The organism is Pseudomonas sp. 09C 129 (assembly GCF_002843625.1).
In the GTDB taxonomy this organism is placed as follows: domain Bacteria; phylum Pseudomonadota; class Gammaproteobacteria; order Pseudomonadales; family Pseudomonadaceae; genus Aquipseudomonas; species Aquipseudomonas chlororaphis.
On sequence record NZ_CP025261.1, the window covers coordinates 2,545,136 to 2,569,647 of the forward strand.

Here is a 24,512-nt window from a genome sequence, read left to right on the forward strand (position 1 = left end):
TTTTCCAACACAGTTAGTGGAGAGATCACCTTGGTAGAGTACGTAGTTTCCCTCGATAAGCTCGGCGTCCATGATGTAGAGCATGTGGGGGGCAAGAACGCATCCCTGGGCGAGATGATCAGTAACCTTGCAGGCGCCGGTGTATCCGTCCCTGGAGGCTTTGCCACGACGGCCCAGGCCTATCGTGATTTTCTCGAATTGAGCGGTCTTAACGACCAGATCCACGCCGCGCTCGACGCCCTGGACGTCGATGACGTGAATGCCCTGGCCAAGACCGGCGCGCAGATCCGTCAATGGATCATGGAAGCCGAGTTCCCCGAGCAACTGAATAGCGAAATCCGCACCGCGTTCGCCAAGCTGTCCGCGGGCAACCCTGACATGGCCGTGGCCGTGCGCTCCTCGGCCACCGCCGAAGACCTGCCGGACGCTTCCTTCGCCGGCCAGCAGGAAACCTTCCTCAATATCCGTGGCGTCGAGAACGTCATTCGCGCTGCCAAGGAAGTCTTCGCTTCCCTGTTCAACGACCGTGCCATTTCCTACCGCGTGCACCAGGGCTTCGACCACAAGCTGGTCGCCCTGTCTGCCGGCGTGCAGCGCATGGTGCGTTCGGAAACCGGTACCGCCGGCGTGATGTTCACCCTCGATACCGAGTCGGGCTTCCGTGACGTGGTGTTCATCACCGGCGCCTACGGCCTGGGTGAAACCGTCGTTCAAGGTGCGGTGAACCCGGACGAGTTCTACGTCCACAAAGGCACCCTGCAAGCCGGTCGCCCGGCCATCCTGCGCCGCAACCTGGGCAGCAAGGCGATCAAGATGATCTACGGCGACGAAGCCAAGGCCGGTCGCTCGGTCAAGACCGTCGACGTCGACAAGGCCGATCGCGCGCGTTTCTGCCTGACCGACGCCGAAGTCAGCGAGCTGGCCAAGCAGGCGATGATCATCGAAAAGCACTACAAGTGCCCGATGGACATCGAATGGGCCAAAGACGGCGACGACGGCAAGCTGTACATCGTCCAGGCCCGTCCGGAAACCGTGAAGAGCCGCACCCAGGCCAACGTCATGGAACGTTACCTGTTGAAGGAAACCGGCACCGTGCTGGTGGAAGGTCGCGCCATCGGCCAGCGCATCGGCGCCGGCAAGGTGCGGATCATCAAGGACGTGTCGGAGATGGACAAGGTCCAGGCCGGCGACGTGCTGGTATCCGACATGACCGACCCGGACTGGGAGCCGGTGATGAAGCGCGCCAGCGCCATCGTCACCAACCGTGGCGGCCGTACCTGCCACGCCGCGATCATTGCGCGCGAGCTGGGGATTCCGGCCGTTGTCGGTTGCGGCAATGCCACCGAACTGTTGAAAGACGGCCAGGGCGTGACCGTGTCCTGTGCTGAAGGCGACACCGGTTTCATCTTCGAAGGCGAGCTGGGCTTCGACGTGAAGAAAAACTCCGTCGACGCCATGCCGGAGCTGCCGTTCAAGATCATGATGAATGTCGGCAACCCGGACCGCGCCTTCGACTTCGCCCAGCTGCCGAACGCCGGTGTCGGCCTGGCCCGCCTGGAGTTCATCATCAACCGCATGATCGGCGTGCACCCCAAGGCACTGCTGAACTACGCCGGCCTGCCCCATGAAATCAAGGACAGCGTCGACAAGCGCATCGCCGGTTACAACGAGCCGGTCGGTTTCTACGTCGACAAGCTGGTTGAAGGCATCAGCACCCTGGCTGCGGCCTTCTGGCCGAAAAAGGTCATCGTGCGCCTGTCGGACTTCAAGTCCAACGAATACGCCAACCTGATCGGCGGCAAGCTCTACGAGCCGGAAGAAGAAAACCCGATGCTGGGCTTCCGCGGTGCTTCGCGTTACATCAGCGAAGCCTTCCGTGACTGCTTCGAGCTCGAATGCCGCGCCCTCAAGCGCGTGCGTAACGACATGGGCCTGACCAACGTCGAGATCATGGTGCCGTTCGTCCGCACCCTGGGCGAAGCCAGCCAGGTGGTGGATCTGCTGGCTGAAAACGGCCTCAAGCGCGGTGAGAACGGCCTGCGCGTGATCATGATGTGCGAGCTGCCTTCCAACGCGATCCTGGCCGAAGAGTTCCTCGAGTTCTTCGACGGCTTCTCCATCGGCTCCAACGACCTGACCCAGCTGACCCTGGGCCTGGACCGCGATTCGGGCATCATCGCGCACCTGTTCGACGAGCGTAATCCGGCGGTCAAGAAGCTGCTGGCCAACGCCATCGCCGCCTGCAACAAGGCCGGCAAATACATCGGTATTTGCGGCCAGGGCCCGTCCGACCATCCGGACCTGGCCAAGTGGCTGATGGAGCAGGGCATCGAAAGCGTCTCGCTGAACCCGGATTCCGTACTGGAAACCTGGTTCTTCCTGGCCGAGGGGCAGGGTGCGGTCTAAGCGGAATGAAGCACTGGCCAGCCTTCGGGCTGGCCAGTGCTTTGAGATTCAAGTAGGGCGGGCTCCATCTGGAAGCCGCCCTTTTTTGTGCAAGAGCATTATGCAAAGCAGCAGCAACCTGTTTCCCGTCGCCTTGATCAGTGCCGAACGTCGAGGCGACCTGAGTGAAGACGTCTACCGCCTGAAGCCCGGCAATAGCCCGGACGCCACGGTCGAGCTGGCCGTTACCCGCCTGGGGATGGCGGATGAGCCCGAATCCCGTGGTGTCCCAGTGATCCTGCTGCACGGCAGCTTCTCCAATCGGCGTTTCTGGTATTCGCCCAAGGGCATCGGCCTGGGCGCGTATCTGGCGCGCATGGGCTTCGATGTATGGATCCCCGAGATGCGTGGTCATGGCCTGTCGCGACGCAATGCCGACTACCGCAAGAATCGCGTCGCCGACTATGCGCAATACGATCTGCCTGCCATTGGCGCCTTCGTGCGGGAACAAAGCGGCCAGGTTCCGCACTGGATTGGTCATTCCCTGGGTGGCATTACCCTGGCGGCGGCCTTGGGCGGCCAGTACCTGGGAGAGCCGGCAGTGGCGTCGGCGGCGCTGTTCGGCTGTCAGGTCAGCCGCACCTATTGGCCATTGAAAATCCCGGCGGTGGAGTGGGGCGGTCGTTTCATTCTCAAGCGTTTTGCCCAGTTGTCCGGCTCGCGACTCAAGCGCGGTCCCGAGGACGAGCCCATTGGCCTGGCCCTGGAAGGCATGCGCTGGTACGGGCTGTTCGGGCGTTTCGGCGATGGGCAGAAGGACTGGTGGGCCGGCTTGTCCGATGTTTCGCTGCCGGTATTGGCAGTGAGTGCGGCGGGGGATCATCAGGATCCGACCTGGGCTTGTCGCAAACTGTTTGACCAGTTGAGTTCCGAGCATAAGCAGTTTGTCTGCCTGGGACGCAAACAAGGGTTCAGCGGCAATTTCGGCCATGTGGAGATGCTGGTGAGCAAAGCGGCCCAGGCCGAAGTCTGGCCTTTGGTCGCGCGATGGTTGAAGGATCAGCAGAGCCCGTTGTTGGCGTCGGGCACCGAACTGGCTGCCGCGAGTTGAGTTGTCAGGCTCTGACAAGAGCATTTCGTTCCGATGCGCTTGCGGCTAAGATATGACGCGTTGAGCGGTTCTGGTCATATTCGGTCGCCGATCAAGCATCTTGTTCGTGCCGCCGAGCCTGCTGAAATTGGCGTATGGTGAGGGCTAGCTGAAATGTTAAACATTCTCCGTCTGCCCTCGTATCACTCAGCATGAACCCTGCGAATTCCGACACCGCGACGTGTTCTTTCCATTACAGGAGTTTCTCGATGAATCATTACCTCACTCCCGACCTGTGCGACACCTACCCGGATCTGGTACAGGTGGTTGAACCGATGTTCAGCAATTTCGGTGGCCGCGACTCCTTCGGCGGCGAAATCGTGACCATCAAATGCTTCGAAGACAACTCGCTGGTCAAGGAACAGGTCGAGCTCAAGGGCCACGGCAAGGTGCTGGTGGTCGACGGTGGCGGGTCCCTGCGCTGTGCGCTGCTGGGCGATATGCTGGCCGAGAAGGCGGCGAAGAACGGTTGGGAAGGGCTGGTGATCTACGGTTGCATCCGTGATGTCGATGTCATCGCGCAAACCGACCTGGGCGTTCAGGCGCTGGCCAGTCACCCGATGAAAACCGACAAGCGCGGCATTGGCGATCTCAACGTGGTGGTGACGTTTGCCGGGGTGACGTTCCGTCCGGGCGAATATGTCTATGCCGACAACAATGGCGTGATCGTTTCGCCAAGCCCGCTGAAAATGCCCGAATAAGCAGTCGACCAAGCAAGGGATGAGGATGTTCGAGGAAGACAACGCGCAATGGGGGCTGGTACATGCCCTGGTGCTGGATGGTAAAGGTGGTGCGCGTGCGATTGCCCGAACTGAACTGGACGACTTGCAGCTGCAAGCCCATGAGAGCCTCTGGCTGCATTGGGATCGCAGCCATCCGCAAACCCAGACCTGGCTGCGTAAATCCAGCGGTCTGAGCGAGTTCAGCTGTGACCTTTTACTCGAAGAAAATACCCGGCCGCGCCTGTTGGCGCTGCCGGACTCCGAGTTCCTGCTGTTTTTACGCGGCATCAACCTCAACCCGGGCGCCGAGCCGGAGGACATGGTTTCGGTACGCATCTTCGGTTCGGCCCAGCGAGTGATCTCCCTGCGCCTGCGGCCATTGCGCGCGACCGATGAGCTGCTGGTGCAACTGGGCGAAGGCAAGGGACCGAAAACCGCCTCCGAGCTCATCCTTTATATGGCTGAGTACCTGACCCATAAAGTGCAGGACCTGGTCAGCGACCTGTCGGAAGTGGTCGATGCCGAGGAAGAAAAACTGGATGCCGACGAACGGTATACCCCCGAGCACAGCAACATTCTGCAGATTCGTCGACGGGCTGCCGGACTCAAGCGTTTCCTCGCTCCGCAGCGGGATATTTTCGGTCAGCTCAGCCGCATCAGGCTGCCTTGGTTCGCCGATGACGATGGCGATTACTGGAACGAATTGAACAACAGCCTGACCCGCTACCTGGAAGAGCTCGAATTGACCCGAGAGCGCGTGGGGCTTGTGCTGGAGGCCGAAGACCGGCGCCTGAGCGTGCGCATGAACCGCATCATGTTTCGCTTCGGGATCATCACCGGAATCTTTCTGCCGATGAGTTTTCTGGCCGGTTTGTTGGGGATCAATGTGGGAGGCATTCCGCTTTCCAACAGCCCCTACGGGTTTCTGGTGGCCTGCCTGCTGATGGCGCTGGTCGCGCTGGGACAGTGGTGGTTATTCCGACGTTTGCGCTGGGTCTGATCATGAACTATGTGACCCAGGGAATTTTGATCGCGTCTTTCACTGACATATCGAGAGGTGCGTATGCACGATCCGTTTGAACAGTCGTTGCGTGACATGCTCAAGGCCACACCGTCCACCCGGGACGACGATGCGTGCCTGGGCCGCGTCCTGAAAACCGCCAACCGGCAGGTGGGGGCGGGCGATCTGTTCAGTCTGCTCGGCCGCTGGTTGCCGGCGCTGATGATTGCTCTGAATAACGGATCGGCCCATATCTCGCCGGTTTCCCGTCGTAAACCTACTGCTCGCACTGCTGATAAGGCTGATTGAATATGGAACTTGATCTCTGGACTCAGAGCCTCGTCACTGCGATGACTGCGTTGTGGACCAAGGTAGCGAACTTCATTCCCAATCTGTTTGGCGCGCTGGTCGTGCTGCTGCTGGGTTTTGTGGTTGCCAAACTGCTTGATACCCTGCTTTCCAAATTGCTCGCCAAACTGGGCCTGGACCGTTTGATGGGCGGTACCGGTTTGACCAAACTGCTGTCCCGGGCGGGTCTGCAAGTGCCGATTTCTACCTTGATCGGTAAAATCGTGTATTGGTTCGTATTACTGATTTTTCTGGTTTCTGCTGCAGAATCCCTTGGCCTGGAGCGGGTTTCGGCTACGCTCGACATGCTGGCGTTGTATTTACCGAAGGTTTTCGGGGCCGCGCTGGTGCTGTTGGTGGGGGTATTGCTGGCGCAATTGGCCAATGGGCTGGTGCGCGGAGCGGCCGAAGGGGTCGGTCTGGATTACGCCAGTGGCCTGGGGCGAATCGCCCAGGGCCTGGTGATCATCATCAGTATTTCCGTTGCGATCAGTCAGTTGGAGGTCAAAACCGACCTGCTCAACCATGTGATCGTGATCGTTTTGATTACCGTTGGTCTGGCTGTTGCCTTGGCCATGGGGTTGGGAAGCCGGGATATTGCCGGTCAGATTCTTGCGGGAATCTATGTGCGTGAGTTGTATCAGGTTGGGCAACAAGTGCGAGTTGGCGAGGTCGAAGGGCAGATCGAGGAGATCGGCACGGTTAAGACTACACTGCTGACCGATGAGGGCGAGCTGGTCTCGCTCTCCAATCGGATCATGCTGGAGCAGCATGTAAGTAGCCGCTAACCCGGCAAACCCTGCTAATGTATGCCGCCGCAAAATGCCCGTGTCTGGGCTGCGGTGGACATTGACCTGACTGTCGGCCCGACTCGTTTTGAATAAAGCCCAATCGCTATCCACGCGCTATGACCCCCGTGAGCTCTCTGACGAGGAGTTGGTTGCGCGCTCGCACACGGAGCTGTTTCACGTAACGCGTGCGTATGAAGAGTTGATGCGACGCTATCAGCGAACCCTCTTCAACGTTTGTGCACGTTATTTAGGGAACGATCGTGATGCTGACGATGTCTGTCAGGAGGTGATGTTGAAGGTGCTGTATGGCCTCAAGAACTTCGAGGGGAAATCGAAGTTCAAGACATGGCTCTATAGCATCACGTACAACGAATGCATCACGCAGTATCGGAAAGAACGGCGGAAACGCCGCTTGATGGATGCGTTAAGTCTTGATCCCCTCGAGGAAGCGTCTGAAGATAAGGCGCCGAAACCTGAGGAAAAGGGCGGACTTGACCGCTGGTTGGTGCATGTGAACCCGATCGATCGGGAGATTCTGGTGCTACGATTCGTCGCAGAACTGGAGTTCCAGGAGATTGCAGACATCATGCACATGGGGTTGAGTGCTACGAAAATGCGGTACAAGCGTGCGCTTGATAAATTGCGTGAGAAATTTGCAGGCATTGCTGAAACTTAGTTCGGCGCAAATATCTCTTACGTCTAGGTAAGTTCTGATAGACTTACCGCCGAGTTGTCCCCCGGTATGTGGGACTGCTTTACAATCACCAGATGGGGATTTAACGGATGAAACTGAAAAACACCTTGGGCATTGCCATTGGTTCTATTGTTGCCGTGACTTCGTTCGGCGTTCTGGCGCAAGGCCAAGGCGCGGTCGAGGGTGAACTGTTTTACAAAAAACAGTACAACGACAGCGTTAAGCACATCGAAGACGGCTTCAACCCAGGCGCTCGTATCGGCTACTTCCTGACCGATGACCTGTCGTTGGACCTGAACTACGACAAAACCAACCACACCCGTTCGAACGACGGCACTGGCAACCAGAAGATCAAAGGTGACACCGGCAGCCTGCTGGCTACCTACCACTTCGGTCAAGCTGGCGTGGACTCCCTGCGTCCATACGTTTCCGGTGGTTTCGGTCACCAGAGCCGTACCAACGTCCTGGCTGACGGCCACAGCGGTCGCGACCAGTCGACCCTGGCTATCATCGGTACCGGTGTTAAGTACTACTTCACCGACAACCTGTTCGCTCGTGCCGGCGTTGAAGCCGACTACGCAATGGACAACGGCAAGTGGGACTACTCCGCTCTGGTTGGTCTGGGTGTGAACTTCGGCGGCAACGCTGGCAAGGTTGCTCCAGCTCCTGCTCCAGTTCCAGAGCCAACTCCAGAACCAGAAGCTCCGGTTGCTGAAGTTGTTCGTGTTGAGCTGGACGTGAAGTTCGACTTCGACAAGTCGGTCGTTAAGCCTAACAGCTACGCTGACATCAAGAACCTCGCTGACTTCATGAAGCAGTACCCACAAACCACCACCGTTGTTGAAGGTCACACTGACTCCGTCGGTCCTGACGCTTACAACCAGAAACTGTCTGAGCGTCGTGCAAACGCCGTTAAGCAAGTTCTGACCAGCCAGTACGGTGTTGAGTCGAGCCGCGTTCAATCCGTTGGTTACGGTGAGTCCCGCCCAGTTGCTGACAACGCAACTGAAGCTGGCCGCGCTGTAAACCGTCGCGTAGAAGCGCAGGTTGAAGCACAAGCTCAACAAGCTCAGTAATCTGTAGCTTGCAGCTTTGAAAAACCCGGCCTAGGCCGGGTTTTTCTTTGTCCGCGATTTGATGAACGCGCCTGGAGTCAGGCCGAGAATGCCGCCGCCAGGGCCGCTTCGGAAAGGGCGGGCAGTTGTGCACCGCAAGCGGCCACTTCGCCGACGACCAGGATGGCCGGGCTTTTCAGCTGGAAGGCATGGGCATCGTCCTGCATGGCGTACAGATCGCTCCGACACAGTCGTTGCTCGGGCAGGGACGCGTTTTCAATCATGGCCACCGGGGTATGCGGTGCCAGGCCGCCAGCGATCAGCTGTTCACGGATCTCGCCCAGTTTTGCCACCCCCATATAGATCACCAGCGTCGTACCGCTTTGTGCCAGGGCTTGCCAGTTCAGGCTGCTGTCGTCCTGGGTATGGGCCGTCAGCAGGGTGACGCCACGGGCGACACCGCGCAGGGTCAGCGGGATACCGCACTGGGTAGCTCCCGCCAGGCCGGCCGTGATGCCGTTCACCAGTTCCACCTCGACGCCACGTTCCTGCAGCCACTGCGCTTCTTCACCGCCACGGCCGAAGATGCACGGATCGCCGCCCTTGAGGCGTACCACACACTTACCATGGCGGGCGTAGCGCAGCATCAGCCGATGAATGAACGCCTGGGGTGTCGAACGACAGCCTCCGCGTTTACCCACGGCAATAACCCGTGCCCGGGGGCAGTGCTCCAGCACCGTCGGATTCACCAGATCGTCGATCAGCACCACATCCGCCTCGCCCAGGGCACGCACGGCCTTGAGGGTCAGTAGTTCAGGATCGCCAGGGCCCGCACCCACCAGCCAGACTTTTGCGCTCATGTTTGTTTCCTCACAGGGGGATTGCGACGGGCTGTGCCGAGCTGGCCAGCAGACGTTTGATTTCGGGGACGCAGGAGCCGCATTGAGTGCCGCAGCCCAGCTCCTGTTTCAGGCCATCGAGGTCCAGGCCGCGGGAGATCCCGGCACAGACCGCGCTCTGGCTGACGTTCTTGCAGTTGCACAAGGTCTTGCCGCTCGAGACGAGCCCGGCCGCCCCCGGCGGCGCGCTCATCGGCGCCAGCAGCCAGCGGCGCAGTTGCTCATCGGCCTTGCCTTCCAGCCACAGGTTCTGCAGCCAGTGCCGGGCGAGGGTTTCACCGGCCAGGCGAATGGCGGTGATCCGCCCCTGTTCGATGCGTACCCGCTTGCCGATGGAGCGCCGAGGATCGTCATAGGCCAGCACCGGGCCTGCGTTGAGCCCCAGCAACTGGTCGATGTCCTTGAGCAGTTGCGCCGCCGGCGCCTCGGCGTTGGCCACCCGCAGCAGCAGGGCCGGGCGTTCGCGGCCGGCCAGGCTCAGGCTGACGTAGGCGAAACTTTCGCAGAGCAGGCGCAGGGCTTCGAAATGCCGCTGCACGTCGCCTTCGATCAGGGCGAACAATTGCCACGGCAACTGGACCGGTTCCAGGCGTACACCGCTGTGCTTGAGTTCCGGCTGTTTGGACAGTGGATCGAACGCCGGCTGAGTCACGGCATTGACGCCGCCCTTGAGAAACCGATCGCCCCAGTGCATCGGCAGGAAAGCCTGGCCCGGGCGCACGCTGTCGTCATCCGCTACCGCGACTATCACGCTGCCGCGACGGCTTTTCAGCGAGACCAGGTCACCCGCTTGCAGGTTCTGCCGGCGCAGTTCGTCCGGGTGCAGGCTGAGGACGGCCTCGTTGACGTGCCCGAACAGCTGGGCCGCGGTGCCGGTGCGGCTCATGCCGTGCCATTGATCCCGCAGGCGGCCGGTGATCAGGGTCAGGGGGAAGCGCGCATCCCGCTGTTCCTTGGCCGCGCGATACGGGTCGCTGACGAAGTGCGCCCGCCCGCTGGCGGTCGGGAAGCGGCCGTCGACGTACAGCCGCGGCGTCCCTTGTTCGGCGCCGGCGGGGAAGGGCCATTGCTGCGGGCCGATACGGTCGATCAGCGCGTGGCTGATGCCGGAAAGGTCCAGGTCACGGCCGCGGGTCAGCAGTTTGTACTCATCGAACAACTGGGCAGGCGTATCCAGGGCGAACAGGCTGGGCTGTTGCGGGCGCAGGCGCTGTTCCAGGCGCCGGGCGAAGTCCAGGGTGATGGCCCAATCCGGACGTGCTTCGCCCGGTGCGGCCACGGCGCGGCGCACATGGGAGATGCGCCGTTCCGAGTTGGTCACGCTGCCTTCCTTCTCGCCCCAGCTGGCGGCGGGCAGCAGCAGGTCGGCAAAGGCCGCGGTCTCGGTGGTGCGAAAGGCTTCCTGCAGGACCACGAACGGGCAGGCCAGCAAAGCCTCTCGCACCGTGTTCTGGTCGGGCAGCGATTGCGCCGGGTTGGTGCAGGCGATCCACAGCGCCTTGATCTTGCCGCCGCGCAGCTGTTCGAACAGCTCGATCGCGCTCAGGCCGGGGTTGGCCGGCAATTGCTCGACACCCCAGTAGGCCGCGACTTCAGCCCGGTGCTCCGGGTTGGCGGCGTCCCGGTGCCCCGGCAGCAGGTTCGACAGGCTGCCGGTTTCCCGGCCGCCCATGGCATTCGGTTGGCCGGTGAGCGAGAAAGGGCCGGCCCCGGGGCGGCCGATCTGCCCGGTGGCCAGGTGCAGGTTGATCAGTGCGCTGTTTTTCGCGCTGCCGGCACTGGACTGGTTCAGCCCCATGCACCACAGCGACAGGAAGCTCGGCGAGGTGCCGACCCATTCGGCGCACTGGCGCAGTTGCTCGACGCTGATGCCGCACAGCTGCGCGACCATATGCGGGGTGTAGTCGTGGACCAGGTTCTTCAGCTCGGCCAGGCCTTCGGTATGCGCCTGGATGAAGTCGCGATCGATCCAGTCCTGCCACAGCAGCAGGTGCAGGATGCCGTGGAACAGCGCGACATCGGTGCCGGGCAGGATCGCCAGGTGCAAATCGGCCAGGTCGCAGGTGTCGGTGCGCCGCGGGTCGATGACGATCACTTTCATCTGCGGCCGCAGGCGCTTGGCCTGCTCCAGGCGGCGGAACAGCACCGGATGGGCGTAGGCCATGTTGCTGCCGACGATCATCACGCAGTCGCTCAGTTCGAGGTCTTCGTAGCTGCAGGGCGGGGCGTCGGCGCCCAGGCTGCGTTTGTAGCCGACCACCGCCGAGGACATGCACAGCCGCGAATTGCTGTCGATGTTGTTGGTGCCCACCAGGGCCCGGGCCAGTTTGTTGAAGGCGTAGTAATCCTCGGTAAGCAATTGCCCGGAGATATAGAAGGCTACGCTGTCCGGGCCATGTTCGGCGATGGTTTCGGCAAACAGGTTGGCCGCGTGCTCCAGCGCGGTGTCCCAGTCGGTGCGGCTGCGCGCCAGGGCCTTGCCCAGGCGCAATTCCGGATACAGGGCGCGGGCCGCGAGGTCGCCGGTCAGGTGCAGGGTGGAGCCTTTGCTGCACAGTTTGCCGTGGTTGGCCGGGTGGCTCGGGTCGCCACTGACGCCGAGGATGCGTTCGCCGTCGTGCTCGATCAGCACGCCACAGCCAACGCCGCAGTAACAGCAGGTCGAGGCGGTCGTCTGGCGGTTCATCAGCCGGCATCCCGCAGGGCCAGCAGCACGCGGCCGTTTTCCACCCGCGCCAGATGGTGATGGGCGCAGCCGATATCCGGCGCCTGCGCTTCGCCGGACTCCAGGTCGATCTGCCAGTTATGCAACGGGCAGGCGACCGTCTTGCCGTAGATCAGCCCCTGGGACAGCGGCCCGCCCTTGTGCGGGCAGCGGTCGTCGAGGGCGAAGACTTCGTCGTCGCTGGTGCGAAAGATCGCGATATCGCCCCTGGGGCCGTTGACGATGCGCGAGCCCAGGGCGTTGATCTCGTCCAGGGCGCAGATATCCAGCCAGTTCATGGCAGCACCTCCAGTTGCTTGACGCGGATCGGCTCGAACTCTTTTTTCAGCTGCGGCTGTTCCTGGCGCTCCTTCCACGGGTCCTGTTCGAAGGACAGGGAGAATTGCAGGCGCTCGTTGAGGGCCTTGCGCCGTTGCGGGTCTTCGATGATGGCCTGCTTGATGTACGCCATGCCGACCCGCTGCAGGTAGTGCACAGTGCGCTCCAGGTAGAAGGCTTCCTCGCGGTACAGCTGCAGGAAAGCGCCGTTGTATTCGCGCACTTCGTCGGCGGTTTTCAGCTTGACGAAGAACTCCGCGACCTCGGTCTTGATCCCGCCGTTACCACCGATATACATCTCCCAGCCCGAGTCGACGCCGATGATGCCGACGTCCTTGATCCCGGCCTCGGCGCAGTTGCGTGGGCAGCCGGAGACCGCCAGCTTGACCTTGTGCGGCGACCACATGTTGAACAGGTCATGCTCCAGCTCGATGCCCAGCTGGGTGGAGTTCTGCGTGCCGAAGCGGCAGAACTCGCTGCCGACGCAGGTTTTCACGGTGCGGATGGACTTGCCGTAGGCGTGGCCGGAGGGCATGTCCAGGTCTTTCCAGACCCCGGGCAAATCCTGCTTCTTGATACCCAAAAGGTCGATGCGCTGGCCGCCGGTGACCTTGACCATCGGCACCTGGTACTTGTCCGCCACGTCGGCGATACGCCGCAGTTCGGAGGGGGTGGTGACGCCGCCCCACATCCGCGGCACCACCGAATAGGTGCCGTCTTTCTGGATATTGGCGTGGGCCCGTTCGTTGATCAGGCGCGATTGCGGATCGTCCCTGGCTTCGCCCGGCCAGGTGGCAATCAGGTAGTAGTTCAGCGCCGGGCGGCAGGTGGCGCAGCCGTTGGGCGTGCGCCAGTTCAGGTAGCTCATGGTGCCGGCGATGGTCAGCAGGTGCTGTTCGCGGATCGCCTGGCGGATCTGCCCGTGGTTGAGGTCGCTGCAGCCGCAGATGGCTTTCTCGCTTTTCGGCTTGACGTCGGCCGCGCCACCCACGGTGTTGATCAGGATCTGTTCCACCAGGCCGGCACAGGAGCCGCAGGAACTGGCGGCCTTGGTGTGCTTCTTGACCTCGTCGACGCTGAACAGGCCGTGCTCCTGGATCGCCTTGACGATGGTGCCCTTGCACACGCCGTTGCAGCCGCAGACTTCGGCGCTGTCGGCCATGCTCATGGCCTTGTCCTGGCCCTGGTGGCCGACATCGCCCAGGGCGTTCTCGCCGAACATCAGGTGGTCGCGGATCTCGCCGATGGCGTGGTTCTCGCGGATCTGCCGGAAGTACCAGCCGCCGTCGGCGGTATCGCCATACAGGCAGGCGCCGACCAGGATGTCGTCCTTGATCACCAGTTTTTTGTACACGCCGCCGATGGGGTCGGAGAGGGTGATGGTCTCGGTGCCTTCGCCGCCCATGAAGTCGCCGGCGGAGAACAGGTCGATGCCGGTGACTTTCAACTTGGTCGAGGTCACCGAGCCCTTGTAAGTGGCGAAGCCCAGTTGAGCGAGGTGGTTGGCGCAGACCTTGGCCTGTTCGAACAGCGGCGCCACCAGGCCGTAGGCGATGCCGCGATGGCTGGCGCATTCGCCGATGGCGTAGATGCGTGGGTCGTAGGTCTGCAGGGTGTCGTTGACCAGGATCCCGCGGCTGCACGGCAGCCCGGCTTTTTCCGCCAGCTCGGTATTGGGCCGGATGCCGGCGGCCATCACCACCAGGTCGGCGGGGATGATGTCGCCGTTCTTGAACTGCACCGAGCCGACCCGGCCATTGCCCGCGTCGTGCAGGGCCTGGGTCTGTTCGCTCAGGCGGAATTTCAGGCCGCGGCTTTCCAGGGCGCTTTGCAGCAGCTGGCCGCTGGTCTTGTCCAGCTGGCGCTCCAGCAGCCATTCGCCGATGTGCACCACGGTCACGTCCATGCCGCGCAGCATCAGGCCGTTGGCGGCTTCGAGGCCGAGCAGGCCGCCGCCGATGACCACTGCGTGCTTGTGGGTCTTGGCGGTGTCGATCATCGCCTGGGTGTCGGCGATATCGCGGTAGCCGATCACGCCCTGCAGGTCGTTGCCGGGAATCGGCAGGATGAACGGGGTCGAGCCGGTGGCGATCAGCAGGCGGTCGTACTCGGCTTCGCTGCCGTCTTCGGCGATCACCCGGCGCTTGACCCGGTCGATCTGCACCACCTTGCGGTTGAGCAGCAGCTTGATGTGGTTGTCCAGGTACCAGCTCAGGTCGTTGAGCACGATCTCTTCGAAGGTCTGTTCGCCGGCCAGTACCGGGGAGAGCAGGATGCGGTTGTAGTTGGTGTGGGGTTCCGCGCCGAAGACCGTGATGTCGTACAGCTCATTGCTCAGCTTGAGCAGCTCTTCCAGGGTACGGACCCCGGCCATGCCGTTGCCGATCATCACCAGCTTGAGTTTGTTCATTTCGCTCTCCGCGTAGACAGACCGTCGGGCATGCCGGGCCTGGCTCGATAAACGTTGCACAAACAAAAAAGGCGCCCCGCCAGTTGCCTGGCAGGACGCCTTTGTCCGGTCCCGTTCTCTCGGGAAAACCCATCCTTCGTCGTTGAAGGCCGGGTCGTATGTGCTGTTGGGAGAGTTAATGCAGCGGTTGTGCCAAGTTCCGCCAATGGCGGTTTCAGCAGGGCTGAAAGCCTGCCTCTGGCCAGCAGGGAGGATTTTCTGCACCGATTCAAAGCGTCTTGCCCGTTTCTGGCGCACGCTGCGCTATCCCTGTAGCCGCTGCCGCAGGCTGCGATCGACGGCGTAGCCGGCGTAAGGCGCTATCCCCTACCTGCGGGTAAAACCGCGTCGTCAGGTTTTGCGGCCCCTGCGGTGCCGGTCGCAGCCTGCGGCAGCGGCTACAGGAAAACAGTGAGGTCAGTGATGCAGGAACAGGTACAGCAACAGCAGGTTGAGCAACAGCGAGACCAGCGCCAGGGTGCGCCAGACTTTCAAGGGCTCGCGTTCCAGCAGCGGTCTGGGGCGCACGCTGAGGCTGCGGCGCTCGCCCTGTTCCAGCGCCAGCAACCACTCTTCGGCGGTTTCATAACGCTGGGCCGGATCGGCCTGTACCGCGCGTTCCAGGCTCTGTTCGAGCCAGTCCGGCAGGTCCGGGCGATAGCGGCTGGCGCTGACCGGGGTGGTGAAGCGCGGGCGCTGGAAGGCTTCGATTTCGCCGTAGGGAAAATGCCCGGTCAGCAAGTGGTAGAGGGTCACGCCTACCGCGTACAGGTCCTGCCGCGGTGTCGGCGCCACGCCGTTGAAAGCCTCTGGGGCGATATAGCTCGGGGTGCCGGGCAGCAGGTGCGCCTGGTCCTCGGACAGGCCGGGGCAATAGGCCAGGCCGAAATCCAGCAGGCGCAATTCGCCGTCGTCCCCGAGCAGCAGGTTTTCCGGCTTGATGTCGCGGTGCAGGATCTGCCGGCGGTGCAGCAGACCCACGGCCCGTAGCAGGCGCTCGGCCAGGTCCTGCCACTGCGCCAGCGGCAAGGGACCATGTTGTTGCAGATGCTCGGCCAGGGTCTGCCCCGGGTATTCGCGCATCACGTAATACAGATGCTGGCGGCTGGTCGCGGCATGCACTTCGGGAAAGTGCCGGCCGGCCACCCGACGCAGGAACCACTCCTCTGACAGCAGCGATTGCCCGGCCTGATGATCGTCGTGCAGATGACCGGGCAGGGTTTTCAGCAGCCAGGGTTGTTGTTGCGCATCGAGCACGCGGTACAGCAGGGATTGCTGGCTCTGTCCGAGCACCTCGACGACCTGCCAGCCTTCGAAGTGCTGGCCCGGTTTGAGAGGCGGCGGCAGTGGCCATTGCTGCAAGTGAATCAGGGCGTCGCCGATGGAGCTTTCGCCCAGGGCTTCGACCCGCACCAGCAGGGCGCTGGCATTGTCCTGGCTGCCGGCCAGGTGCGCGGCGCTGACCAGGGTCTGCACCGCGCTGTCGAGGTCGGGCTGGTCGCGCAGGATCGCGGCGATGGCGGTGTCGCCCAGGGTGGCCCAGACGCCATCGCTGAGCATCAGGAAACTTTCGTTTTCCCGCAGCTCGCCGTCGAGGAAGTCCACCACCAGGTGCTGGTCCAGGCCCAGGGCACGCTTGAGCACATGCTGCATGCCGGGTTGGTCCCAGACATGATCGTCGCTGATGCGTTGCAACTGATCGGCATGCCAGCGATAGACCCGGCAATCGCCGACATGGGCCAGGGTAAAGCGCCGGCCGCGCAGCACCAGGGCGCTGACGGTGGTCAGCAGCGGCTGGCCGCCGCCGTTGGCCTGCAACCAGCGATTCTGCGCCAGCAGCAGGCGTTCCAGCGCCTGGGCCACGGCCCAGGTTTCCGGGGTGGCGTAGTAGTCCAGCGCCAGCGCCTGCAAGGTCGAGCGCGCGGCCAGGCCGCCATCGGCGCATTGGCTGACACCGTCGGCGATGGCGAACAGCAGGCCCTTGCTGGCGGCCAGGGTCGGCGCCGGGGTGACCAGGCGCAAGGCGTCCTGGTTCTCCGCGCGCGGACCGATGGCGCTGGCCTGGGCGTGGCTCAGTTGCAGGCTCATGGACGGCTCAGACCCGCGCCGCGGTGACAGCGGCGGAGCCCCAGGTGGTCCGCCAGCGGCGTTTCACCCCGTGCAGGCCGAACCAGGCCAGCACGCCCAGGCTGGCGAACAGCCACAGGGCCAGTTGATAGCTGCCGGTGCTTTGCTTGATCGCGCCCATGCCCGCGGCCAGGGCGAAACCACCGATGCCGCCGGCCATGCCGATCAGCCCGGTCATCACCCCGATCTCGCGACGAAAGCGTTGCGGCACCAACTGGAAGACCGCGCCGTTACCCGCACCCAGGCCGAGCATGGTGCATACGAACAGGGCCAGGGCCGCGTAGGAGCTGGGCAGGTTGAAACCGACCGCGGCGATGCATACCGCCGCGACGCTGTACATCACCAGCAGGGTGCGAATGCCGCCGAAACGATCGGCCAGCGCGCCGCCCAGCGGGCGCATCAGGCTGCCGCCGAACACGCAGGCGGCGGTGTAGTAGCCGGCGGTGACCGGGCTCAGGCCGTACTGGTCGTTGAAGTAGCCGGGCAGGGCGCTGGCCAGGCCGATGAAGCCGCCGAAGGTCACGCTGTAGAAGAACATGAACCACCAGCTGTCGCGGTCGCCCAGGGCCTTGAAGTAGTCGGCCATGGATTTGGCCTTGGGCCGTTCCGGGGCGTTCCTGGCCAGCCAGGCGAACAGCACCAGGGTCAGGATCAGTGGGATCAGGGCGAAGCCGAACACGTTGCTCCAGCCGAAGGCACCGGCCAGCAAGGGCGCGAACAGCGCCGCGAATACTGTGCCGGAGTTGCCGGCCCCGGCGATGCCCATCGCCTTGCCCTGGTGCTGTGGTGGATACCATTGCGAGGCCAGCGGCAGGGCCACGGCGAACGAAGCGCCGGCCATGCCCAGGAACAGCCCCAGCAGCAGGGCCTGTTCATAGCTGTGGATGCCCAGCTTCCAGGCGCAGAACAGCGCGCCGATGACAATCACCTGGCCAATCAGCCCGGCGGTCTTGGGGGACAGGCGATCGGCCAGCAGGCCCATGGCGAACCGCAGCACGGCGCCGGCCAGGATCGGCGTGGCCACCATCAGCCCGCGCTGCTGGGTGGTCAGTTGCAGGTCGGCGGCGATCTGCACGGCCAGTGGGCCGAGCAGGTACCAGACCATGAAGCTCAGGTCGAAGTAGAGGAAGGCCGCGAACAATGTCGGGGTGTGGCCGGATTTCCAGAAGCTTGAATTCATCGCGCACCTCAGCTGTTAAGAGTCTCGAAAGGAGTCATGAGCTTTTGCGTGGGGCGCCATTACGGCCGCTCCACCGGCCCCGGGCTGTGGGGCCAAAACGAAAAAACGCCGCAACCCGCATCGCCTGGGGCGAGAAGGGTGTGCGACGTCTTTGTCGTAGGTGGGGCAACCGCCGTTGGTTACCTGTGTCGATTACATAGCCAGATTTGTGCCAAGAGTTGCAGTCCAGGTGTCCCGGATCGCGGGCAAGCCTCGCTCCTGCAGAAACTCACGGTCTTCTCCGTAGGAGCGAGGCTTGCCCGCGATGGGGCCCGCACCGGCACCGCAAGCTTTCAGCCCAGCAACTCGCTCATGGCGATGATCTGCTCCGCCACCTGGATCAGCTTCTGCTGGCGGCTCATGGCCTGGCGGCGCATCAGGGTGTAGGCCTGTTCTTCGTTGCAGTCTTTCATCTTCATCAACAGGCCCTTGGCCAGCTCGATGCGCTTGCGCTCGGCCAGTTGCTGGTCGCGGGCCTGCAGCTGCGCGCGCAAGGCCTGGTCGCTCTCGAACCGGGCCATGGCCACGTCGAGAATGGGCTGCAGGCGCTGGGCCTGGATGCCTTCGACTATGTAGGCACTGACCCCGGACTTGATGGCGTGGCGCATCACGTCGGGGTCGTGCTCGTCGGTGAACATCACGATCGGCCGTGGCTGGTCGCGGCTGACCAGCACCACTTGCTCCATCACATCGCGGCTCGGTGATTCGGTATCGATCAGGATCACGTCCGGACGCACCGTTTCGACGCGCGTCGGCAGGTCGATGGTCAGGCCCGACTCGTCGATCACCTCGAAACCGGCTTCCATCAGGGCCGCCTTGAGCCGACCGACCTTCTTGGCGGTGTCGTTGATCAGCAGGATACGCAACATGGTCTCGGGCTCCTGTCAGCGGCTGGCGAGAAGAGGGGAGCTGTCGCTCATGGCGTGCAGCTGGAAGCTGCGGGCATAGGCGGCCGGGTCCGAACCGTCCCATAGCTTGCCGTCGATCAACTGGCTGCTGCGCATGTCCTGGCCCCAGGACGCGACGCCGACGGCGGTGGCGGCTTCACGATAGAGCTCGAGTTGCTGCACCTGGCGCGCGATGCCCAGGTAATCGGGGTCTTCGCGCAGCAGGCCCCAGCGGCGGAACTGGGTCATGAACCACATGCCGTCGGACAGATACGGCAGGTTGACCGCGCCTTCATTATGAAAGCGTAGCGCGTGCGGGTCCTGCCAGCGGTGGCCAAGGCCGTCGGTATATTCGCCGAGCAGGCGCGGCTCGATGCAGTCCAGCGGCGCATCGAGGTACTCGCGGGCGCTCAGCAGTTGCGCGGTGCTCTGGCGGTTCTCGCGGCTCTGCTCGATGAAGCGGCTGGCCTCGAGGATCGCCATGACCAGAGCCCGCGCGGTGTTCGGGTACTGCTCGACGAAGGCGCGGGTGCAGCCGAGGACTTTTTCCGGGTGGTCGGGCCAGATCGCCTGGCTGGTGGCCAGGGTGAAGCCCAGGTTCTGGTTCACCGCGCTGGCGCTCCAGGGTTCGCCCACACAGAAACCGTCGATGCGCCCGGCCTGCAGGTGCGCGACCATTTGCGGCGGCGGCACCACCACGCTGTCGACGTCCTGCAACGGGTGGATGCCCTGGGCGGCCAGCCAGTAATACAGCCACATGGCGTGGGTGCCGGTGGGGAAGGTCTGGGCGAAGGTCAGCCTTGCCCGGCTTTGGTGCACGTGCCGGTGAAGCGCTTCAGGAGTGGTCACGTTCAGGGCTTGCAGCTCCCGCGAGAGGTTGATGCTCTGGCCGTTCTGGTTCAGGCCCATCAGCACCGCCATGTCGCTGGCGTTGACCCCGCCGATGCCCAGGTGCACGGCGTAGATCAGGCCGTACAGGCTGTGGGCGGCATCCAGCTCGCCGCTCACCAGCTTGTCCCGCAGGTTGGCCCAGGACGCCTGGCGCTTGAGGTTCAGGGTCAGGCCGTAAGGCTGGGCGAAGCCCTGGGTGGCGGCGACCACCACCGAGGCGCAGTCGCTCAAGGCCATGAAACCGAGATTGATCGCGGTCTTTTCCGGGGCATCGCTGCCGTTGACCCAGGCCAGCGGGCTGACGGGGAGTTCATTCATGGGGTGGCGCCCTCGATAAAAAGCTTCCATAAAAAAACGTCGCACCCGCACGCCAGGCAGAGCCGGCGGGGTAACGACGCCTTTGTCTTTCGACCCACGCCGCCATTGGCCTGGGTGCTGATGCAGGTTGTGGTGCAAGGCATATGCCATTCACCGCTGATTTCGCCGCGTGCCTCGCCTGCGGCCCCCATGCCCGGCTATAATCGCCGCCTCATTTCGCCGCCACCGAGTCAAGCCCGCCCATGTATACCCTGGCCCGCCAGCTGTTGTTCAAACTCTCCCCGGAAACCTCCCACGATCTGTCCCTGGACCTGATCGGCGCGGGCGGGCGTTTGGGCCTCAATGGCTTGCTGTGCAAGGCGCCGGCGCAGATGCCGGTGAAGGTCATGGGCCTGGACTTCCCGAACCCGGTCGGCCTCGCGGCCGGCCTGGACAAGAACGGTGCGGCCATCGACGGCTTCGCCCAATTGGGTTTCGGCTTCGTCGAAATCGGCACCATCACTCCGCGTCCGCAGCCGGGCAATCCCAAGCCGCGGATCTTCCGCCTGCCGGAAGCCGAGGCGATCATCAACCGCATGGGCTTCAACAACCTGGGCGTCGATCACCTGCTGGCCCGGGTGGCGGCGGCCAAGTACAAGGGCGTGCTGGGGATCAACATCGGCAAGAACTTCGACACCCCGGTCGAGCGTGCGGTGGATGATTACCTGATCTGCCTGGACAAGGTGTATGCCCACGCCAGCTACGTGACGGTCAACGTCAGTTCGCCCAACACCCCGGGCCTGCGCAGCCTGCAGTTCGGCGAGTCGCTCAAGCAGTTGCTTGGCGCTCTCAGCCAGCGTCAGCAAGAGCTGGCGGTGCAGCATGGCAAGCGGGTACCGCTGGCGATCAAGATCGCCCCGGACATGACCGACGAAGAAACCGCCGAAGTGGCGCAAGCGCTGATCGAGACCGGAATGGACGCGGTCATCGCCACCAACACCACCCTGAGCCGCGTTGGCGTCGAAGGCATGGAGCATGGCGACGAGGCGGGCGGCCTGTCCGGCGCGCCGGTGCGCGACAAGAGCACCCACACCGTGAAGGTGCTGGCGGGCGAGCTGGCCGGGCGTTTGCCGATCATTGCGGTGGGCGGTATCACCGAAGGCAAGCATGCGGCGGAAAAGATCGCTGCCGGCGCCAGCCTGGTGCAGTTGTATTCGGGCTTCATCTACAAGGGCCCGGCGCTGATTCGCGAGTCGGTGGACGCGATCGCGGCGTTGCGCTGAGGACAGCGGCTTTTTGCGCGGCCAATAAAAAGGGCTCCTTAAAGGAGCCCCTGGGCCGCAGCCCGCCGTCCGGATGGGACGTGCGTGGTTAAGTCGTTACGTATTCAGATTTTGGTGTCGGAATGTGTGCCCTGTTTTAGCCGACGGCGTGAAGTTCGTTGAGTCTGTGGATTCCCGCAGTGCCGGTCATACCGTCCCAGTTGTCGCCGCGTCCTTCGCGCCAGCCATTGATCCAGGCTTGGCGTACCGACGGTAGAGTAAATGGGCAAAGCTCACGGGACTTGCCATGAACGCCATACTGATATCCGCGCAAAAATGCTCTTTCCAACGGATCACGCTTAAGTCTTCTCATAGGGTGTTTCCCTCACTTGTTGACTGTCTTATGTCCCGTCGGCCTCGTTTGAGGCCGGGCAGAATGCTTCTGCCGTTGGTGCTCGCTGCCGGCGTCGCGAGCGTGGCGTTGGCGTCATTGCGGCGCCAACCTGAGTTGATTTCTAACCAATGCGTCACAACGAGGGAATGATCGTTTTGTCATAAGGACGTAACGATAATGATGTTGAGGCCATAAGAACGGCCTGCTTTACATCGGGTTGATCAGGCAAACCTCGCTCTGATCAGCCTCTTACTGGATGATGGGCTTAATGCTTTAGTGAGAATTCCATTCCGTTGCACTCAGGTATTATTCGATGAAAGGTCGAGTTATGACCTTTTGTTTCGCTGACTTTATTATCTGCCCCGGCATCTAAGCTCTTTTGACCTCAGTGGTCACCGCTAGCGGCGAGCTGAACAGCAGGGGCGGGACGGCACAGATTCGTGCCACGCGAGCGCTCTTCAAGAAAAGCGCTTGATTGAAAACCGGGCGGACGATGCGTTGTCCGTTCACTTATTGCTAAAGGCCCTGAACTCCCATGTCGGATCGCTACGAACTCTTCCTCACCTGTCCCAAAGGCCTTGAAGGCCTGCTCATCGAGGAAGCCGCCGGGCTTGGCCTTGAAGACGCGCGCGAACATACCTCGGCCGTGCGCGGCATGGCCGACATGGAGACCGCCTACCGCCTGTGCCTCTGGTCGCGCCTGGCCAACCGGGTACTGCTGGTGCTCAAGCGCTTCCCGATGAAGGACGCCGAAGACCTCTATCACGGCGTGCATGACGTCGACTGGCAGGACCACATGCTGGCGGACGGCACCCTGGCTGTGGAGTTCAGCGGCCACGGCTCGGGCATCGACAACACTCACTTCGGCGCCTTGAAGGTCAAGGACGCCATCGTCGACCGGCTGCGCACGCCGACCGGCGAGCGTCCCTCCATCGACAAGCTCAACCCGGACCTGCGCATTCACCTGCGCCTGGATCGCGGCGAAGCCATCCTCTCCCTCGACCTGTCCGGCCACAGCCTGCACCAGCGCGGCTATCGCCTGCAGCAGGGCGCGGCGCCGCTGAAGGAAAACCTCGCGGCGGCGATCCTGATCCGTTCCGGCTGGCCACGTATCGCGGCCAATGGCGGCGCCCTGGCCGACCCGATGTGCGGCGTGGGGACCTTCCTGGTGGAAGCTGCGATGATCGCCGCCGACATCGCCCCCAACCTCAAGCGCGAGCAATGGGGTTTCACTGCCTGGCTCGGTCACGTCCCGGCCCTGTGGCGCAAGCTGCATGAAGAAGCCCAGGCGCGGGCCCAGGCCGGCCTGGCCAAGCCGCCGCTGTGGATTCGCGGTTACGAAGCCGACCCGCGGCTGATCCAGCCAGGGCGCAACAACGTCGAGCGCGCCGGCCTCAGTGAGTGGATCAAGATCTACCAGGGCGAAGTGGCGACCTTCGAGCCGCGCCCGGACCAGAACCAGAAAGGCCTGGTGATCAGCAACCCGCCCTACGGCGAGCGCCTGGGTGACGAAGCCAGCCTGCTGTATCTCTACCAGAACCTTGGCGAGCGCCTGCGTCAGGCCTGCCTGGGCTGGGAAGCGGCGGTATTCACCGGCGCACCGGACCTGGGCAAGCGCATGGGCATCCGCAGCCACAAGCAGTATTCGTTCTGGAACGGCGCCTTGCCGTGCAAGCTACTGTTGATCAAGGTGCAGCCAGACCAGTTCGTCACTGGTGAGCGGCGTACCCCGGAGCAACGGCAGATCGAGCGTGAACAGGCCGAGGCCGACAAGGCGCCGCTGGTTCCGCAGGAGCGCCAGTACAACAAGAACGGCAACCCGATCAAACCGGCGCCGGCGCCAGCCCCCGTGGTCGAGCAGGCGCGCCTGAGCGAAGGCGGGCAGATGTTCGCCAACCGCCTGCAGAAGAACCTCAAGCTGCTGGGCAAGTGGGCCAAGCGCGAAGGCGTCGAGTGCTATCGCGTCTACGATGCCGACATGCCGGAATATTCCCTGGCCATCGACCTGTACCACGACTGGGTGCACGTGCAGGAATACGCCGCGCCGAAATCCATCGACCCGGAAAAGGCCCAGGCCCGTCTGTTCGATGCCCTGGCGGCCATTCCGCAAGCGTTGAACGTCGACAAGAGCCGGGTGGTGATCAAGCGCCGCGAACGCCAGAGCGGCACCAAGCAGTACGAACGCCAGAGCGCCCAGGGCAAGTTCACCGAGGTCAGCGAAGGTGGCGTGAAGCTGCTGGTCAACCTCACCGACTATCTCGACACCGGGCTGTTCCTCGACCACCGGCCGATGCGCCTGCGGATCCAGAAAGAAGCCGCCGGCAAACGATTCCTCAACCTGTTCTGCTACACCGCCACCGCCAGTGTGCACGCGGCCAAGGGCGGCGCGCGCAGCACCACCAGCGTCGACCTGTCGAAAACCTACCTGGACTGGGCGCGACGCAACCTGTCGCTCAACGGTTTCTCCGACAAGAATCGTCTGGAGCAGGGCGATGTCATGGCCTGGCTGGAGACCTGCCGCGATGAGTTCGACCTGATCTTCATCGACCCGCCGACCTTCTCCAACTCCAAGCGCATGGAAGGGGTGTTCGACGTGCAGCGTGACCACGTTCAACTGCTCGACCTGGCCATGGCCCGGTTGGCCAGCGGTGGCGTGCTGTATTTCTCCAACAACTTCCGCAAGTTCCAGCTCGAGGAAAACCTGGCGGCGCGTTATGCCGTCGAGGAGATCACCGCCAAGACCATCGACCCGGATTTCGCCCGTAACGGCAAGATCCACCGGGCCTGGAAAATCACCGCCCGCTGAGGTTGATTGGATCCACAGAGCCTTGATTTTCAAGGCTCTTTGCTCTAGCCAAATTAGTGGCGAATAGCTATAACTCAATGCAAGCCCATGTGA

19 protein-coding genes are annotated in these 24,512 nt (G+C 62.9%); 10 read left to right on the forward strand and 9 right to left on the reverse strand.

What is annotated here, in order from left to right; genetic code table 11:
• Positions 1 to 30: 30 nt before the first annotated feature.
• The 8 genes from ppsA (at position 31) to CXQ81_RS11740 (ending at position 8,166) form a co-directional block, all read left to right on the forward strand.
• Positions 31 to 2,406 (forward strand): phosphoenolpyruvate synthase, encoded by a 2,376-nt coding sequence (ppsA, locus tag CXQ81_RS11705; RefSeq protein ID WP_101337263.1) that lies wholly within the window; start codon positions 31 to 33, stop codon positions 2,404 to 2,406.
• Positions 2,407 to 2,506: 100 nt separating this feature from the next.
• A complete protein-coding gene (locus tag CXQ81_RS11710; protein ID WP_101337264.1) occupies positions 2,507 to 3,496 on the forward strand; it encodes an alpha/beta fold hydrolase in 990 nt (329 codons plus the stop codon).
• 248 nt (positions 3,497 to 3,744) lie between these two features.
• On the forward strand, positions 3,745 to 4,236 hold the full coding sequence (gene rraA / locus CXQ81_RS11715) for a ribonuclease E activity regulator RraA (protein ID WP_101337265.1): 492 nt from the start codon (positions 3,745 to 3,747) through the stop codon (positions 4,234 to 4,236).
• A gap of 25 nt (positions 4,237 to 4,261) precedes the next feature.
• Positions 4,262 to 5,257: a zinc transporter ZntB gene (locus CXQ81_RS11720; RefSeq protein WP_009042920.1), complete on the forward strand. Its 996-nt coding sequence runs from the start codon at positions 4,262 to 4,264 to the stop codon at positions 5,255 to 5,257.
• 63 nt (positions 5,258 to 5,320) lie between these two features.
• Positions 5,321 to 5,566 (forward strand): hypothetical protein, encoded by a 246-nt coding sequence (locus CXQ81_RS11725; RefSeq protein ID WP_007927518.1) that lies wholly within the window; start codon positions 5,321 to 5,323, stop codon positions 5,564 to 5,566.
• Between the two features lie 2 nt (positions 5,567 to 5,568).
• Positions 5,569 to 6,393 (forward strand): mechanosensitive ion channel domain-containing protein, encoded by an 825-nt coding sequence (locus tag CXQ81_RS11730; protein ID WP_007927520.1) that lies wholly within the window; start codon positions 5,569 to 5,571, stop codon positions 6,391 to 6,393.
• 88 nt (positions 6,394 to 6,481) lie between these two features.
• A complete protein-coding gene (gene sigX / locus CXQ81_RS11735; protein ID WP_009042922.1) occupies positions 6,482 to 7,072 on the forward strand; it encodes an RNA polymerase sigma factor SigX in 591 nt (196 codons plus the stop codon).
• Between the two features lie 107 nt (positions 7,073 to 7,179).
• Complete coding sequence (locus CXQ81_RS11740; protein ID WP_007927525.1) at positions 7,180 to 8,166, forward strand: OmpA family protein; 987 nt, start codon at positions 7,180 to 7,182, stop codon at positions 8,164 to 8,166.
• Positions 8,167 to 8,243: 77 nt separating this feature from the next.
• On the opposite strand, the gene cobA is transcribed toward CXQ81_RS11740, so the two are convergent.
• The 8 genes from cobA to CXQ81_RS11785 form a co-directional block, all read right to left on the reverse strand.
• A complete protein-coding gene (gene cobA, locus CXQ81_RS11745) occupies positions 8,244 to 9,005 on the reverse strand; it encodes a uroporphyrinogen-III C-methyltransferase (protein ID WP_101337266.1) in 762 nt (253 codons plus the stop codon).
• 10 nt (positions 9,006 to 9,015) lie between these two features.
• Positions 9,016 to 11,730 carry a nitrate reductase gene (locus CXQ81_RS11750; RefSeq protein WP_101337267.1) on the reverse strand — a complete coding sequence of 905 codons (2,715 nt, stop codon included), beginning with the start codon at positions 11,728 to 11,730 and terminating at the stop codon, positions 9,016 to 9,018.
• Positions 11,730 to 12,047 (reverse strand): nitrite reductase small subunit NirD, encoded by a 318-nt coding sequence (gene nirD, locus CXQ81_RS11755; RefSeq protein ID WP_007927531.1) that lies wholly within the window; start codon positions 12,045 to 12,047, stop codon positions 11,730 to 11,732. The genes CXQ81_RS11750 and nirD overlap by 1 nt, the downstream gene beginning before the upstream one ends.
• Positions 12,044 to 14,497: a nitrite reductase large subunit NirB gene (nirB, locus tag CXQ81_RS11760; RefSeq protein ID WP_101337268.1), complete on the reverse strand. Its 2,454-nt coding sequence runs from the start codon at positions 14,495 to 14,497 to the stop codon at positions 12,044 to 12,046. The genes nirD and nirB overlap by 4 nt, the downstream gene beginning before the upstream one ends.
• Positions 14,498 to 14,953: 456 nt before the next feature.
• The gene (locus CXQ81_RS11765; RefSeq protein ID WP_101337269.1) at positions 14,954 to 16,624 is read right to left on the reverse strand and encodes a bifunctional protein-serine/threonine kinase/phosphatase; all 1,671 of its coding nucleotides are present in this window, start codon (positions 16,622 to 16,624) and stop codon (positions 14,954 to 14,956) included.
• A 7-nt stretch (positions 16,625 to 16,631) separates the two neighbouring features.
• Positions 16,632 to 17,843: a NarK/NasA family nitrate transporter gene (locus tag CXQ81_RS11770; RefSeq protein WP_009042928.1), complete on the reverse strand. Its 1,212-nt coding sequence runs from the start codon at positions 17,841 to 17,843 to the stop codon at positions 16,632 to 16,634.
• Positions 17,844 to 18,175: 332 nt separating this feature from the next.
• Complete coding sequence (locus CXQ81_RS11780) at positions 18,176 to 18,751, reverse strand: ANTAR domain-containing response regulator (RefSeq protein ID WP_007932173.1); 576 nt, start codon at positions 18,749 to 18,751, stop codon at positions 18,176 to 18,178.
• A gap of 15 nt (positions 18,752 to 18,766) precedes the next feature.
• Positions 18,767 to 19,978 (reverse strand): CmpA/NrtA family ABC transporter substrate-binding protein, encoded by a 1,212-nt coding sequence (locus tag CXQ81_RS11785; protein ID WP_101337271.1) that lies wholly within the window; start codon positions 19,976 to 19,978, stop codon positions 18,767 to 18,769.
• 242 nt (positions 19,979 to 20,220) lie between these two features.
• Here CXQ81_RS11785 and CXQ81_RS11790 point away from each other — a divergent pair, with 242 nt between their 5' ends.
• Positions 20,221 to 21,240, forward strand: a complete 1,020-nt coding sequence (locus CXQ81_RS11790; RefSeq protein ID WP_009047911.1) for a quinone-dependent dihydroorotate dehydrogenase — start codon at positions 20,221 to 20,223, stop codon at positions 21,238 to 21,240.
• Positions 21,241 to 21,376: 136 nt separating this feature from the next.
• Here the strand turns inward: CXQ81_RS11790 and rmf are convergent, their stop codons facing one another.
• Positions 21,377 to 21,592, reverse strand: a complete 216-nt coding sequence (gene rmf / locus CXQ81_RS11795; protein ID WP_002553055.1) for a ribosome modulation factor — start codon at positions 21,590 to 21,592, stop codon at positions 21,377 to 21,379.
• 556 nt (positions 21,593 to 22,148) lie between these two features.
• On the opposite strand from rmf, the gene rlmKL reads away from it, so the two are divergent.
• Positions 22,149 to 24,419, forward strand: a complete 2,271-nt coding sequence (gene rlmKL, locus CXQ81_RS11805) for a bifunctional 23S rRNA (guanine(2069)-N(7))-methyltransferase RlmK/23S rRNA (guanine(2445)-N(2))-methyltransferase RlmL (RefSeq protein ID WP_007932188.1) — start codon at positions 22,149 to 22,151, stop codon at positions 24,417 to 24,419.
• Positions 24,420 to 24,512: the final 93 nt, after the last annotated feature.

Excerpts from the sequence above, each read along its gene's own strand:
- nirB (WP_101337268.1), bottom strand. The coding sequence starts at position 14,497 with ATGAACAAACTCAAGCTGGTGATGATCGGCAACGGCATGGCCGGGGTC.
- CXQ81_RS11765 (WP_101337269.1), bottom strand. The coding sequence starts at position 16,624 with ATGAGCCTGCAACTGAGCCACGCCCAGGCCAGCGCCATCGGTCCGCGC.
- CXQ81_RS11720 (WP_009042920.1), top strand. The coding sequence starts at position 4,262 with ATGTTCGAGGAAGACAACGCGCAATGGGGGCTGGTACATGCCCTGGTG.
- CXQ81_RS11790 (WP_009047911.1), top strand. The coding sequence starts at position 20,221 with ATGTATACCCTGGCCCGCCAGCTGTTGTTCAAACTCTCCCCGGAAACC.
- CXQ81_RS11730 (WP_007927520.1), top strand. The coding sequence starts at position 5,569 with ATGGAACTTGATCTCTGGACTCAGAGCCTCGTCACTGCGATGACTGCG.
- CXQ81_RS11725 (WP_007927518.1), top strand. The coding sequence starts at position 5,321 with ATGCACGATCCGTTTGAACAGTCGTTGCGTGACATGCTCAAGGCCACA.
- CXQ81_RS11785 (WP_101337271.1), bottom strand. The coding sequence starts at position 19,978 with ATGAATGAACTCCCCGTCAGCCCGCTGGCCTGGGTCAACGGCAGCGAT.
- rlmKL (WP_007932188.1), top strand. The coding sequence starts at position 22,149 with ATGTCGGATCGCTACGAACTCTTCCTCACCTGTCCCAAAGGCCTTGAA.
- CXQ81_RS11750 (WP_101337267.1), bottom strand. The coding sequence starts at position 11,730 with ATGAACCGCCAGACGACCGCCTCGACCTGCTGTTACTGCGGCGTTGGC.
- rmf (WP_002553055.1), bottom strand. The coding sequence starts at position 21,592 with ATGAGAAGACTTAAGCGTGATCCGTTGGAAAGAGCATTTTTGCGCGGA.
- cobA (WP_101337266.1), bottom strand. The coding sequence starts at position 9,005 with ATGAGCGCAAAAGTCTGGCTGGTGGGTGCGGGCCCTGGCGATCCTGAA.
- CXQ81_RS11770 (WP_009042928.1), bottom strand. The coding sequence starts at position 17,843 with ATGAATTCAAGCTTCTGGAAATCCGGCCACACCCCGACATTGTTCGCG.
- CXQ81_RS11740 (WP_007927525.1), top strand. The coding sequence starts at position 7,180 with ATGAAACTGAAAAACACCTTGGGCATTGCCATTGGTTCTATTGTTGCC.
- CXQ81_RS11710 (WP_101337264.1), top strand. The coding sequence starts at position 2,507 with ATGCAAAGCAGCAGCAACCTGTTTCCCGTCGCCTTGATCAGTGCCGAA.
- rraA (WP_101337265.1), top strand. The coding sequence starts at position 3,745 with ATGAATCATTACCTCACTCCCGACCTGTGCGACACCTACCCGGATCTG.
- nirD (WP_007927531.1), bottom strand. The coding sequence starts at position 12,047 with ATGAACTGGCTGGATATCTGCGCCCTGGACGAGATCAACGCCCTGGGC.
- CXQ81_RS11780 (WP_007932173.1), bottom strand. The coding sequence starts at position 18,751 with ATGTTGCGTATCCTGCTGATCAACGACACCGCCAAGAAGGTCGGTCGG.